This is a genomic window from Sphingomonas sp. GW821-FHT04B01 (genome assembly GCF_059420425.1).
Window position 1 is genome coordinate 23345 of the sequence record NZ_JBWKTR010000008.1, and the last position, 13014, is coordinate 36358.

At 65.3% G+C, this 13014-nt stretch carries 12 protein-coding genes; 9 read left to right on the forward strand and 3 right to left on the reverse strand.

Going from position 1 to position 13014, the window contains the following annotated elements:
- Positions 1–203 precede the first annotated feature (203 nt).
- The gene (locus tag AC07UH_RS16865) at positions 204–869 is read left to right on the forward strand and encodes a lytic transglycosylase domain-containing protein (protein ID WP_495181332.1); all 666 of its coding nucleotides are present in this window, start codon (positions 204–206) and stop codon (positions 867–869) included.
- Positions 870–2091: 1222 nt separating this feature from the next.
- On the forward strand, positions 2092–3213 hold the full coding sequence (locus tag AC07UH_RS16870) for a DUF3363 domain-containing protein (RefSeq protein WP_495189937.1): 1122 nt from the start codon (positions 2092–2094) through the stop codon (positions 3211–3213).
- A 46-nt stretch (positions 3214–3259) separates the two neighbouring features.
- Here AC07UH_RS16870 and AC07UH_RS16875 read toward each other — a convergent pair whose 3' ends face one another.
- Positions 3260–4162, reverse strand: coding sequence for a LysR family transcriptional regulator (locus AC07UH_RS16875; protein WP_495181302.1), 903 nt, complete (start codon positions 4160–4162; stop codon positions 3260–3262).
- Between the two features lie 170 nt (positions 4163–4332).
- On the opposite strand from AC07UH_RS16875, the gene AC07UH_RS16880 reads away from it, so the two are divergent.
- Both AC07UH_RS16880 and AC07UH_RS16885 read left to right on the forward strand, forming a co-directional pair.
- Positions 4333–5550 carry an MFS transporter gene (locus AC07UH_RS16880; protein ID WP_495181301.1) on the forward strand — a complete coding sequence of 406 codons (1218 nt, stop codon included), beginning with the start codon at positions 4333–4335 and terminating at the stop codon, positions 5548–5550.
- A 34-nt stretch (positions 5551–5584) separates the two neighbouring features.
- Complete coding sequence (locus tag AC07UH_RS16885; protein WP_495181300.1) at positions 5585–6778, forward strand: serine hydrolase domain-containing protein; 1194 nt, start codon at positions 5585–5587, stop codon at positions 6776–6778.
- Here the strand turns inward: AC07UH_RS16885 and AC07UH_RS16890 are convergent.
- Positions 6750–7706 carry an AraC family transcriptional regulator gene (locus AC07UH_RS16890; protein ID WP_495189933.1) on the reverse strand — a complete coding sequence of 319 codons (957 nt, stop codon included), beginning with the start codon at positions 7704–7706 and terminating at the stop codon, positions 6750–6752. The genes AC07UH_RS16885 and AC07UH_RS16890 overlap by 29 nt on opposite strands.
- 113 nt (positions 7707–7819) lie before the next feature.
- Here AC07UH_RS16890 and AC07UH_RS16895 point away from each other — a divergent pair, with 113 nt between their 5' ends.
- Positions 7820–8779, forward strand: coding sequence for an SDR family NAD(P)-dependent oxidoreductase (locus AC07UH_RS16895; RefSeq protein ID WP_495181298.1), 960 nt, complete (start codon positions 7820–7822; stop codon positions 8777–8779).
- Positions 8780–8827: 48 nt separating this feature from the next.
- Positions 8828–9766, forward strand: coding sequence for a LysR family transcriptional regulator (locus AC07UH_RS16900; protein ID WP_495193957.1), 939 nt, complete (start codon positions 8828–8830; stop codon positions 9764–9766).
- Here AC07UH_RS16900 and AC07UH_RS16905 read toward each other — a convergent pair.
- Positions 9763–10017 carry a helix-turn-helix domain-containing protein gene (locus AC07UH_RS16905; protein ID WP_495181296.1) on the reverse strand — a complete coding sequence of 85 codons (255 nt, stop codon included), beginning with the start codon at positions 10015–10017 and terminating at the stop codon, positions 9763–9765. The genes AC07UH_RS16900 and AC07UH_RS16905 overlap by 4 nt on opposite strands.
- Positions 10018–10123: 106 nt before the next feature.
- On the opposite strand from AC07UH_RS16905, the gene AC07UH_RS16910 reads away from it, so the two are divergent.
- The 3 genes from AC07UH_RS16910 (at position 10124) to AC07UH_RS16920 (ending at position 13008) form a co-directional block, all read left to right on the forward strand.
- Positions 10124–10432, forward strand: a complete 309-nt coding sequence (locus AC07UH_RS16910) for a DUF2285 domain-containing protein (protein ID WP_495181295.1) — start codon at positions 10124–10126, stop codon at positions 10430–10432.
- The gene (locus AC07UH_RS16915; RefSeq protein WP_495181294.1) at positions 10429–10875 is read left to right on the forward strand and encodes a hypothetical protein; all 447 of its coding nucleotides are present in this window, start codon (positions 10429–10431) and stop codon (positions 10873–10875) included. Before AC07UH_RS16910 ends, AC07UH_RS16915 begins: the two co-directional genes overlap by 4 nt.
- A 141-nt stretch (positions 10876–11016) precedes the next feature.
- A complete protein-coding gene (locus AC07UH_RS16920) occupies positions 11017–13008 on the forward strand; it encodes a conjugal transfer protein TraG (protein WP_495181293.1) in 1992 nt (663 codons plus the stop codon).
- Positions 13009–13014: the final 6 nt, after the last annotated feature.

Sequence of the window (13014 nt, forward strand, 5' to 3'; positions counted from 1 at the left end):
TCTTCCCGCTCGACGATCTGTCGGCCGGCGCGCGCAGCGAAGGTCAAGAGCCTGCCCCGGACTTGATCCGGGGGCGATCGAAGATCGGCGCGTCGCGCGCACCCTTGACCGCAGCGAGCACGCTGGCAGGCTGGCGTCGTTGCGGAGACAGAACCCACGTCCGATCGGCGGTCCTTCTCCTTTCCGCTGTGCTCGGTGTCGCCATGCCGTTGCCCTGTCAGGCGCAGCCCGAGCCGGTGCAGCGCCAATCCCAGACCGATCCACATGCCGCGCATATCGCCGAGGCGGCGCAGCGGTTCGGCATCCCTGCAGCATGGATCAGGGCCGTCATGCGCGTCGAAAGCGCTAACGACGTGCGCGCAGTCTCGCCCAAAGGGGCGATGGGTCTGATGCAGATCATGCCCGCGACATGGGCGGATTTGCGCACCCGCCATCGGCTCGGCGGCGATCCCTACGATCCGCGCGACAACATTCTGGCGGGCGCGGCCTATCTGCGCGAGTTGCATGACCGCTACGGATCGCCGGGGTTTCTCGCCGCCTACAATGCCGGTCCCGGTCGGTACGAAGAGCATCTCGCCGGCCGGCCGTTGCCAGCGGAAACGCGCGCCTATGTCGCCATGCTCGCACCGCTGATCGGCGGCGGCGTGAATACCGGGTCGGTCGACTTCGCGGTGGCCGATCCGCTGTCATGGACCCGCGCGCCGCTGTTCGTCGCGCAGGCCGAGCGCACAGCGTCCGCCGATCCGGTGCAGTCCGACACGCGATCGAATGACACTCCGACCGCAACGCCCGTGAGCGATGTCTCGGCCATCGCGTCACAGTCGGGTGGCCTGTTCGTGGCCCGCGCGGAAACGGGACGGCCGCGATGAGCGTGGTGGTTGGGTGTGCCCGGCGGTCCTTTCCAGTGTGCAGGGGGAATGGGCGGGATCAGGCTGAACCAGGGTCAGGACGGGCGGAAGGGGCAGAGAGGCGGGAGGGCAAGATAAAAGCGGACGGCACCCCATGGGTCCGATCCGGGGGCCAAGCCCTTGTCTGCACACTGTTTGGAGCGGCACCCTCTGTGGTCCGTCATGGTGCCGCGATGCGCGGCAAAGCCAGCATTGACCGCGTTTCTCGCGGCACTCCGGGCCGGAAGCGGCGGTTCCGGGTGGATCGGCAACCGTGAGCAAAGACGACGACAACCGCTTTCGCCCGAAGCCCGGCCGCATCCGCTCCGATGCGTCGATGGCGGGCAACACCAAGAGCTTCCTCACCAAGGTCAGGAAGATCGCCCGTCAGCAGAGCACGGCAGCGCCACGCCGTTCGTCATCGGGCAAATCCGGCGGCGCCACGAAGACGGGAACGAAGCGCAATGGCCTCGCCGGTCCGGGCGTCCGGCGTGGACGGGGCGCCAGTTTCGTCCAGGCCCGGAACCTCACCGGCGGCTGGCGTCACAGCGCGGCGGGAAGCCGCCGGGTGGTCGTCAAGACGCGGTTCGTCCGTGCCGCCGGCAAGAGCGGCAAGGCCGCCGCGCATCTGCGCTACATTCAGCGCGACGGCACCTCGCGCGACGGCGAGCGCGGCCGGCTCTATTCGGCGACCGAAGACCGCGCCGACGGCAACGCCTTCCTCGATCGCGGCAAGGACGATCGCCACCAGTTCCGCTTCATCGTCTCGCCGGAGGACGCTGCCGACATCGAAGACCTGACCGGCCACACCCGCGACCTGATGGCGAGCGTCGAAGCCGATCTCGGCACCAAGCTGGATTGGGTGGCGGTCAACCACTTCAACACCGGTCATCCGCATGTCCATGTCATCATCAACGGCCGCGACGAACTGGGCCAGGATCTCGTCATCAACGGCGACTATATCGCCAACGGCGTCCGCGAACGGGCGAGCGAACTGGCGACGCTGGAACTCGGTCCCGTCACCGAGATCGAGCAGCGCCGCAAGCTGACCGCCGAAATCGGCCAGGACCGCTTCACCCGCATCGACCGGGCGATGTTGAACGAGACCGACGGCGGCGCACTCGACCTGCGTCACGCGCCGGAGGACACGCGGGGCCAGGAGGATCGGACACTTCGCCTGCGCCGTCTCGGCAAGCTGGAGAAGATGGGCCTCGCCATCGAGCCGTCACCGGGCGTCTGGGAACTGAGCGATCGGCTGGAGCCGACGCTGCGCGAGATGGGCGAGCGCGGCGACATCGTGCGCACCATGCAGAAGGCGATGCGCGCCGAGGGCCATGATCGCGACCCGATGAGCTTCCAGATTCACGACTCAGCGCCCGCGACGCCGGTCGTCGGCCGCGTGGTCGACAAGCATCTCACCGACGAGCTGGGCGAGAACCTCACGCTGGTGATCGACGGCATCGACGGCCGCACGCATCACATCTCCGGCGTCGATCAGGCGAAGGTCGCGGACGCCCCGCTCGGCAGCGCCATCGAGATCGCCGCGGCCGACGCCGGACCGCGCCCCGCCGACCGCGCTATCGCCGGCATGGCCGAGGACGGCATCTACCGGCCGAGCCGTCATCTGGAGCAGGCCCGCTTCGATGGCCGCGTGCCTGGCGGCGACTATGACGGCTTTGTCGACGCCCATGTGCGCCGTCTGGAGGCGCTGCGTCGGAACGGGATCGTCGAGCGGATCGACGCCGACCAGTGGCGCATCCCGCAGGACTTCGAGGCACAGACCGCCGCCCATGACGCAGGCCGTGGCCGCCAGCTCAACATCCGCGTCCTCTCCACCTTCGATCTGGAGAAGCAGATCACGGCGGATGGCGCGACCTGGCTCGACCGGCGGCTGGTCGGGCGCGGCCCGTCAGACATCGCACCCGTCGGGTTCGGACAGGACGTAAGCCAGGCCATGGACCGCCGCCGTGAGCGCTTGATCGAACAGGGCGACGCCACGCGCCAGCAGAACGGCCGCATCCTCTATCGGCGCGATCTTCTATCGACGCTGGAGGCTCGCGAAGTGGCCCGCGCCGGGGCGGAGTTGGCGGCCACCAAGCCGATGCCATTCCGCGCGGCCGGGGACGGCGAGACCGTCAGCGGCACCTTCAACGGGACCGTCCAGCTCACCAGCGGCAAGTTCGCCATCGTCGAGAAGAGCCACGAGTTCACGTTGGTCCCGTGGAGGCCGGTAATCGACCGTCAGATCGGCAAAGAGGTGACGGGTATCGTGCAGGGCGGATCGGTGTCGTGGCAGATGGGGCGGCAAAGAGGGCTCGGGCTGTGAACCGCGAAGAGTTTGACGCCCCATCCAATGCCCTTCACGGGCCGACCTATGGAACGGCGGGCCGCTCCGCGAACAAGTTCTCGGCCAGAAAGTCCACGAAGACGCGCAGTTTAGGTGAGAGCTGACGGCTGGATGGCCAGAGAACCCGAAAGGCACCCGCGTTCTGGACATGATCGGTGAGGACAGCCACCAGTCGCCCCTCTTCAATCTGGCGGCGCACGGCGAAATCCGGCAGGCAGGCGATGCCTATGCCCTGTTCGGCCATATGGATCAGCGGCTCGATATTGTTGGCGATGGCCGACTGAGGCAGCGTGATATCCAGATCCTTGCGGCCGCGCTTCAGCGGCCAGCGCTCGAGCTTTCCGGTCGTCGGATAGCGGTGATGAAGGCAGGCGTGCGAAAGGAGATCATCGGGCGTCTGGGGCGTGCCGCGCTGATCCAGATAGTCCGGCGCTGCAACGATCTGGTGATGGTAGGCGCCCAGCACCCGCATCATCAGCCGTGAATCGCTGACCTCGCCGGTTCGCACCACGGCGTCGAACCCTTCGTCGATCACATCGACCAGCCGGTCGGTGAAATCGAGATCCAGTTCGATCTCCGGCCAAGCGCGCATGAAGGCGGTCAGCGTCGGCATCATCAGCATCCCGACGAGCGGTAGGCTGACCCTCAGCTTGCCGCGCGGCGCGTCTTGGGTCTGCGACAGCTCCAGTTCGGCCGCTTCGACCTCGCAGAAGATGCGGCGGCAGCGTTCGAGAAACAGCGTCCCTTCCGGCGTCAATGTGATCGTGCGGGTCGAGCGATGGAACAGCCGCACGTTCAGCCGCTCTTCCAACCGTGCAATCGCCTTGCCGATCGCCGAGGGGGACACGCCCAACTGTCGTCCGGCGAGCGTAAAGCTGCGGGCGTCCGCCGCTTGAACGAAGGCGTTGAGCGAACCGAGACTATCCATCCTTAGCACCGTCATTATGGACATCAGTGTCCATTGTGTTTGGAATTATAGCGTGATTATCATCCATGGCCCATCGATTTATTATAGCCACCAAAGCTTTAGCCGGGGACCGGCGCTGCCGCCCGCTCGGCTGCGCGCCCGTCCGCCGCACCTCCAAAGCAGGCAGGCCCATGACGATCAGCATCGAAGCGAAGACGACCGGCGAAACGCACGAGGGCGACGGCCGACCGGCGCGACTGCCCATGGCCGGACTGCTGGCGCTCGCCATGGCGGGTTTCGTCACCATCCTGACCGAGGCTTTGCCGGCCGGCCTGTTGCCCCAGATCGGCGACGGCCTAACGGTGTCCGAAGCGCTGGTGGGACAACTCGTCACGATCTATGCCATCGGCTCGCTGGTCGCCGCCATCCCGCTGACCGCCGCCACGCAAGGGATGCGGCGGCGTCCGCTGTTGCTGGCCGCCATCGCCGGATTTGCGGTCGCCAACACCGTGACGGCCGTGTCCGGCAGCTACACGCTGACGATGGTGGCGCGCTTCTTCGCCGGTGTCTCGGCGGGACTACTCTGGGCGCTGCTCGCCGGCTATGCCGCGCGCATGGTGCCCGAGCATCTGAAGGGACGCGCGATTGCGGTCGCCATGGTCGGCACGCCGCTGGCGTTGTCGCTCGGCGTGCCCGCCGGCACGTTCCTCGGGGCTGCCATCGGCTGGCGCGCCTGCTTCGGCATCATGAGCGTATTAACGCTGATCCTGATCGTCTGGGTGTTCATCAAGGTGCCGGACTTTCCCGGCCAGGCGGCGGGCAAGAGGCAGCGGCTCGGCACTGTCTTCGCCATGCCCGGCATCCGCCCGGTTTTGTTCGTCACGCTCGCCTTCGTGCTCGCCCACAACATCCTCTACACCTATATCGCGCCGTTCCTCGGTGAGGCCCGCATGAGCGAGCGAACCGATCTCGTGCTGCTGGTTTTCGGTCTAACATCCCTCATCGGCATCTGGATCGTCGGCGTTCTGATCGACCATCGGCTACGTCAGCTCACGCTCGTCAGCACGATGCTGTTCGGCCTGTCGGCTCTGGCGCTCGGAATCTGGAGCGAAGCGCCCGCCGTGATCTATGGCGCGGTCGGCGCATGGGGGCTCGCCTTCGGCGGGGCCGCAACACTCTTCCAGACGGCATTGGCAAAAGCCGCAGGCGATGCCGCCGATGTCGCGCAGTCCATGCTCGTCACCGCTTGGAACACGGCCATCGCGGGTGGTGGAATCGTCGGCGGGCTGCTGCTCGAAAGTGCCGGGGTCCGCCCGTTCCCGTTCGCGCTGGTCGTGCTGCTGCTGGCGACCTTCGTGGTGATCTGGGCTTCGCGAACCCACGGATTTCCGGCCGCGCGCCGATCCTGATTCAACACATCAAACATCCGTACAGGAGGCGCTTATGCCGCAAGTCACTGCCCACCCTTCATCGCCGGAGCGTCTTCCGGATCTCTCGGCGCTCACTGGGCACGTCGATGATGTGATCGACACGGCGATTGTCGAACAGCGCATCCCTGGGGCCGTGGTGCTCATCGCCCGCAATGGCGAGACGGTCTTCGCCCGCGCCGCTGGCTTCGCCGATCGCGAGGCGGAACGGCGGATGCAACTCGATACGCTGTTCCGCCTGTCGTCCGTCTCGAAACCCTATGTCTCCGTCGCGGCCATGGTGCTTGTGCATCAAGGGAAGCTGGCGCTCGACGCGCCGGTGACGCACTGGCTCCCGGATTTCAGGCCACTTGCTCCGGACGGGACGATGCCCGACATCACCATCCGGCAACTGCTCAGCCACACGGCCGGTCTCGGCTACGGATTTCTGGAGCCGGCGGACGGTCCCTATCATCGGGCGGGCGTCTCGGACGGCATGGATGCGTCGGACCTCACCCTCGACGAAAATGTCCGTCGTATCGGGACGGTGCCGCTGATCTTTGCGCCGGGCATGTCCTGGACCTACTCGCTGGCGACCGACGTGCTCGGTGCAGTGATCCAGCGCACAACCGGCCTGCCACTCGGCGAAGCGGTGCGCAGTCTTGTCACGGAGCCGCTCGGCCTTGTCGATACCAGGTTCACACCGATCAATCCCGATCGCCTCGCGGCCGCCTACACCGCCGATCCGGCCGGCTTGCGTCGCATGAGCGATCTGGAGATCGTGCAACTGTGGGAGGGGGTTGAAGGCTTGCGCCTCTTGCCAACGCGGGCCTTTGAGGCAAACGCCTTTCCGTCCGGTGGGGCGGGTATGATCGGCACGGCGGGCGATCTGCTCTGTCTCCTCGAAACCCTGCGAAACGGCGGTGCACCCCTGCTGCCGACATCGTTGGTGGACGAGATGGCAATCGACCACACTGTCAGTATGGACCTCGCGCCCTGGCCGGGGCGCGGATTCGGCCTCGGCTTCAGCATTCTGCGCGATCCCGCAGAGGCGGGCTTTCCGGAACCACCCGGCACATGGCGCTTAGGCGGCGCCTATGGGCATTCGTGGTCAGTCGATCGGACCAACAAGCTCACGGTCGTCGCCTTCACGAACTCGGGCTTGGAGGGCCAATCACCCGGCGGACGGTTTCCGGCAGAACTCACCCAGGCGATCTATGCCGGGCTGTGATTCCCGAGGCGGACAGGGCCACAGTGGGATTACGCCGGTACTTCCCCGGCGCGCAGCCCATCACGCGCCGGAAAATGGTGCTGAAAGCCGCTTCGGATTCATACCCAACTGCGAAGGCAATGGTGCCAACGCTATCTTGCGTGCGTCGCAGACGGTCGGCGGCAAGGCGCATCCGCCAACCGATCAGATAGTCGAGCGGCGGCTGGCCGACAGCATCGCGGAACCTCACCGCGAAGCTGGTGCGCGACATGCCGGCGGTGTCCGCAAGTTCAACAAGCCGCCAGCGCCGGGCGGGGTCGGCATGGAGGGCGCCGATGGCCTTCGCCAAGCGCGGGTCGGACAGCGCGCCCAGCCAGCCGGAGCGCCGGTCACTGTCCGAGGCGAGCCAGAGCCGCAGCACCTGGAGCAGCATGATCTGCGCAAGGTGTTCGGCCATGAGCGTGCCGCCAGGCGGGCGGCTTTTCAGCTCCGCCGCAAGCTGCTCCAGCGCGAACCGCAGCACCGTGGCCTGGTTCGAAGCATCACGCACATGGACGATGGCCGGCAGCGCGCCAAGCAGCATATCCGCATGGTCGCCCGCAAACGAAAAACGGCCGCCCATCAGCAGGAAGTCACCGCCACCGTTGCAGGTCGCAATGCCGTCGACTGCCGTGTCGTAGATAGTCGGGGACTCGATCGTCGGCAGGGCGATGTCCGTCGCGAAGACGAAGGGGCGCCCACGGGTCAGCAGGAAACAGTCTCCGGCCTTAATCCGTTGTGGCGCAGCTTGGCCCTCGACCGACACCCAGCAGGCACCGCGCATGACGGCATTGAACTTAATGCCTTCGTGCGGCGGGAAACGGATCGCCCAGTCACCGCCGGCGTCAAGACCAGCGCTGATCGCACTTCTCGGCTTCAACAGGGAGAGGACTTCAGACAACGGGTCCAAGACGATAAATCCGAACGATCAAGAATGAATGGCGGATTATACCGCATGGATCATACGATTTCTACTGATCATCATGCTGAGCGAACACAAGTCGCCTGTCGCGGAGAAGCATCATGATCGATCAGCAGAAACCACTCGGCTCCGGGTTTGGAGCACAGACCACGGCGGCGGAAGTCCTGACCGGGATCGACCTCTCGGGAAAGATCGCGATCGTCACCGGCGGTCATTCAGGCCTCGGCCTAGAGACGACAAAGGCGTTGGCCGGGGCTGGTGCGCGGGTCATTGTCGCCGCGCGTCATCCGGCGGCAGCGGAGGCGGCGACGAAGGAGCTTCCCCGCGTCGCGATCGAGAAACTTGACCTGTCGGACCTCAGCAGTGTTCGCGCGTTCGCGGGACGCATCCTCGCAGCAGGTATCCATATCGATCTGCTGATCAACAATGCCGGCATCATGGCTTGCCCTGAGACGCGGGTCGGTCCCGGTTGGGAGGCGCAGTTCGCCACAAACCACCTCAGCCATTTCGCGCTGACCAATCGGCTGTGGCCCGCCCTGCGGGGCGGTGCGCGCGTCATCTCGGTTTCCTCCGCCGGCCATCACAGTTCGCCGATCCGCTGGGACGACATCCAGTTCACGCGCGGTTACGACAAGTGGCTCGCTTACGGCCAGTCGAAGACCGCCAATGCGCTGTTCGCCGTCCATCTCGACTGGTTGGGGCAACACCACGGCGTGCGCGCTTTCTCGCTTCACCCCGGCAAGATCTTCACGCCACTCCAGCGGCATCTGACGACGGACGAGATGACCGCCGAAGGCTGGCTCGATGCCAGCGGCGTGCCTGCCGACCCGACATTCAAGACACCGCACCAGGGAGCTGCGACACAGATCTGGGCGGCGACTTCGCCGCAACTCAATGGGCTTGGTGGGCTCTATTGTGAGGATTGCGACGTGGCCGTCCGCGCCGAACAGCTCGACGAGCCCTTCACCGGTGTGCGCGACTACGCCACCGGACGGGATGAGGCAAAACGACTCTGGGCACTGTCAGCCGACCTGACGTGCGTCGATAGCTTCGAGCGATAGGCCACGATGAGACGCACAGCGCCAAATAAGGCCAGCGATGATGAGGACGTGCCGAACCGCCGCGCGGGAAGAATACCACTCGTTGCCCTGAAGCAGGCCATTGCCGTCGCAGAATATCTCAATTTTCGGCACGCGGCCAACAGGCTCGGCGTCAGCCAGTCAAGCGTCAGTACCAGGATTAAGGCATTGGAAGAGGATCTCGGCATCTTACTGTTCGAGCGAAGGCATCGCGGCGTGCGCCTGACGGAGGCAGGGCGCAGTTTCATCGCAGAAGTCAAAACCGGGATCGAGCATCTCGACCATGCCATCATGACGGCTGGCGCTATTTCGACCGGCACTGTCGGGCGTCTCGCCATCGGGCTACATTCGTCGATCGCGGCTGGCTTCCTTGCCGATCTCCGGCGCCGGTATCGGGACGAATACCCGAACGTCGAGCTTGTGATCGCCGAGGGGCGGTCCGCCGACACAATCCGGCGGGTGCGGGAAGGTTCGCTCGACATCGCCTTCGTCATCGGCGTGGCTGATGAATCCGACTGCCGCTCCCGCATGATCTGGAGTGAGCCCTTTGTCATCGCCATGCCTGTCCATCATCCGCTGGCGACGGCCGAGAGTTTTGGATGGCTCGACCTAGCGTCGGAAACTTTCCTTGTCCGACATGGTGGCGCTGGTCCGCAACTGCTGAACCATATCACCCGCCGGATCGCCGAGCAGAGTCGGACGCCCAACATCCGACGTTGCGATGTCGGCCGCGACACGCTGATGCACGTGGTTGCCGATGGCGAAGGGGTTACGCTCACCACAGAAGCGGCGACCCATGTGCCATTTCCCGGCGTCGCGTTCCGTATGATCGCCGACGAGACGGAACAAGCGCGTTTCAGCGCCGTGTGGTCGCCACACAACCGCAGCCAGTCGCTGAAGAACCTGCTCGACCTGGCGCACCAGACGGGCAAGTCCGTCCACGGTGCAGCCCGACTGTCGCTTGACTAATTCTTGGGCTGATCGGTATCCGCTTTGAGCTGATCGAGCATATCGGCCGGCCGGATATCGAGCGCGCGTGTAATGTCGATAAATTCGATGACGTCGATCCGCCGTTCGCCATTCTCATACTTGGCGACGAAGGACTGCGGCTTGTTCAGCCGCTCGGCCAGTTCCGCTTGCGTCAGATTACTGTCCTTGCGCGCTGCCGAGAGAAGTGTCTGAAGAAGTTGCTGGCGGGGCGAGCGCAAGGATTTCTGCATTCGGAACGGCTCTCCATTGAAAATGAGAAGCCAATCCGCTAATCCTGATTCAGGATTATCCCATTTCAGGATTGCCGTTACCGTAGGTCCGAGGGAGGACCGCCAAATGCGTGTAAAACCCGAACTCGATCCCGACGTCGATGATCTGGCTCCTGTGGAGCCGGACGTGACGCTTTATGACGAGGCGCATTTCGTCACCTATCTGCGTCTGCTGGACGCCGAGACCGACGGTGCCGACTGGGCGGAGGTCGCGCGGATCGTGCTGCATCGCGATCCAGCGGCGGAGACCGGCCGGACCCGCACATGCTGGGAAAGCCATCTCGCCCGTGCGCAATGGATGACGAAGATCGGCTATCGCCGCATCCTCGAACAAGCGGTCGAGGATGCACGCTCCACACCACGCGGACATCCATGATGAGCACGCCGGGGCACGCCGATCCCGGCCGCGATCAGCAATATCTCGCCTACGCTGAAGCCTATACCGAAGCCGCCAAGCGGTTGGCCGACCGCGCGGATGATATAAGCGCAGTGCGCATCCCGTTCTTTCAGCTCGTCGCCCATGCGATCGAACTGATGCTGAAGGCGGTGCTCAGTCGTCAGGGACACGACGAGGAAAGGCTGATGATGATGGGACACTGGCTTGAGCGGTGCCATGTCCGGGCGATCGAGGGTGGCGCTGCTGGTCTGGAGAACGAGGAGTTCGCCGCGTTCATGGAAGCTCTGGATCGGCCTCACGCCATGCAGGCGTTCCGCTACCCGCAATGGTTCGACTGGCCCATGCTCGAACCGGCCGAGGCGATGCGCCTGTTGAGCCGGCAACTCGACATCGTGAGAGACTACCTGGTGCCCGGTCGCTGAACACAGCTACGACCGCCTCCGCAGACCATCCGATTTCTACGCCACGGTATCCGGCAGCACGCTCGCCGCTCTTTCCGGTTGCCTCTCGCGAAACCGCCCATTCTCTGATCGGCTCCGTCTCTTTTGCCGATTGGAACCTGTATGTCGGGAAGCCGTGTCCTCTGGGGCCAGATTACCATCGTCGTCGTCATCGCGGTGGCGGCGATCTGGGGCGCGACCGAGTGGACGGCATGGCGGCTCGGATTTCAGGCACAACTTGGCAGCCCATGGTTCGAGTTGGCCCGCTGGCCGGTCTACTATCCACCGCTGTTCTTCTGGTGGTGGTATTCCTACGACGCCTATGCGCCCGCGATCTTCGTCGAAGGGGCGATCATCGCCGCATCGGGCGGCTTCCTCTCCATCGCCGTCGCCATCACCCTGTCGATCATCCGGGCGCGCGAGGCGAAGAACGTCGCCACCTACGGCTCGGCACGCTGGGCGTCGCCGGAGGAAGTGAAGGCGGCCGGGCTGCTCGGACCGGATGGCGTGGTGCTGGGCCGGCTGGACCGCGACTATCTGCGCCATGACGGTCCCGAGCATGTGCTGTGCTTCGCGCCGACCCGTTCCGGCAAGGGTGTCGGCCTCGTCGTACCGACATTGCTGACCTGGCCGGGCAGCGTCATCGTCCACGACATCAAGGGTGAGAACTGGGGGCTGACGGCGGGTTTTCGCGCGCGCTACGGCCGCGTGCTGCTGTTCGATCCGACCGACGCGAAGTCCTCGGCCTACAATCCGCTGCTGGAGGTACGACGCGGCGATTGGGAAGTGCGCGACGTTCAGAACATCGCCGACATCCTGGTCGATCCCGAAGGCGCGCTCGATAAGCGGAACCATTGGGAAAAGACCAGCCATTCGTTGCTGGTCGGGGTGATCTTGCATGTCCTCTATGCCGAACCGGACAAGACGCTGGCCGGCGTCGCCAACTTCCTCTCCGATCCGAAGCGGCCGATGGAGGCGACGCTGCGCGCGATGATGTCGACGCCACATCTCGGCGAGGCCGGCGTGCATCCGGTCATCGCCTCGTCGGCGCGCGAACTGCTCAACAAATCCGACAACGAGCGGTCTGGCGTCCTGTCCACCGCCATGTCGTTCCTCGGCCTCTACCGCGATCCCGTGGTGGCGAAGGTGACGGCGCGCTGCGACTGGCGCATCGCCGATCTCGTCGCCGGCAAGCGGCCCGTCAGCCTCTATCTCGTCGTGCCGCCGTCCGACATCGCCCGCACCAAGCCGCTCATCCGCCTGATCCTCAATCAGGTCGGGCGGCGACTGACCGAGGAGTTGAACGCCGCCAACCGCCATCGCCTGCTGCTGATGCTCGATGAGTTCCCGGCGCTGGGGCGGCTCGACTTCTTCGAGTCCGCCCTGGCCTTCATGGCGGGCTACGGCATCAAGAGTTTCCTGATCGCGCAGAGCCTCAACCAGATCGAGAAAGCCTATGGCGCCAACAATTCCGTCCTCGACAACTGCCATGTCCGCGTCGCCTTCGCCACCAACGACGAGCGCACCGCCAAGCGCGTGTCGGATTCGCTCGGCACCGCGACCGAGATGCGCGATTCCACCAACTATGCCGGCCACCGGCTATCGCCCTGGCTCGGCCATCTCATGGTCTCCCGTCAGGAGACGGCCCGGCCGCTGCTCACCCCCGGCGAGGTGATGCAGCTTCCGCCTACCGACGAGCTGCTGCTGGTCGCGGGTGTACCGCCGATCCGGGCGAAGAAGGCGCGCTATTACGAGGACGCTCGTTTCAAGGAGCGGTTGCTGCCGCCGCCGGACCTTTCCGCCGGGGCCAAGATGTCGAAAGCGCCATCCGGCGACGACTGGTCGGCGCTGACGATCCCGACGCCCGCCGCTTCTTCCACACCGCCGCCACTCGCCGATGCCGAGGCCGATCCCGCCAATGCCGGCATCCGCCGCGAGCCGGAATTGCCCGAGCATGAAGAGATCGTTCCCGACGAGCGGCCGGCGGCCGGCGAGTTCGACGTGCTCGACGACGAACCGGACGTGGACGTCGCCAAATCCCGCACCATGCGCCAGCAGGTCACGTCTGTCGCGCGGCAGGCGACGATGGATCCGGCTGACGGCATAGACCTGTAAGGAGCC

What these genes read in the sequence shown, in the direction of transcription:
- AC07UH_RS16865 (WP_495181332.1), top strand. Translation starts at nt 204, where the DNA reads ATGCCGTTGCCCTGTCAGGCGCAGCCCGAGCCGGTGCAGCGCCAATCC.
- AC07UH_RS16870 (WP_495189937.1), top strand. Translation starts at nt 2,092, where the DNA reads ATGGGCCTCGCCATCGAGCCGTCACCGGGCGTCTGGGAACTGAGCGAT.
- AC07UH_RS16875 (WP_495181302.1), bottom strand. Translation starts at nt 4,162, where the DNA reads ATGGATAGTCTCGGTTCGCTCAACGCCTTCGTTCAAGCGGCGGACGCC.
- AC07UH_RS16880 (WP_495181301.1), top strand. Translation starts at nt 4,333, where the DNA reads ATGACGATCAGCATCGAAGCGAAGACGACCGGCGAAACGCACGAGGGC.
- AC07UH_RS16885 (WP_495181300.1), top strand. Translation starts at nt 5,585, where the DNA reads ATGCCGCAAGTCACTGCCCACCCTTCATCGCCGGAGCGTCTTCCGGAT.
- AC07UH_RS16895 (WP_495181298.1), top strand. Translation starts at nt 7,820, where the DNA reads ATGATCGATCAGCAGAAACCACTCGGCTCCGGGTTTGGAGCACAGACC.
- AC07UH_RS16905 (WP_495181296.1), bottom strand. Translation starts at nt 10,017, where the DNA reads ATGCAGAAATCCTTGCGCTCGCCCCGCCAGCAACTTCTTCAGACACTT.
- AC07UH_RS16910 (WP_495181295.1), top strand. Translation starts at nt 10,124, where the DNA reads ATGCGTGTAAAACCCGAACTCGATCCCGACGTCGATGATCTGGCTCCT.
- AC07UH_RS16915 (WP_495181294.1), top strand. Translation starts at nt 10,429, where the DNA reads ATGATGAGCACGCCGGGGCACGCCGATCCCGGCCGCGATCAGCAATAT.
- AC07UH_RS16920 (WP_495181293.1), top strand. Translation starts at nt 11,017, where the DNA reads ATGTCGGGAAGCCGTGTCCTCTGGGGCCAGATTACCATCGTCGTCGTC.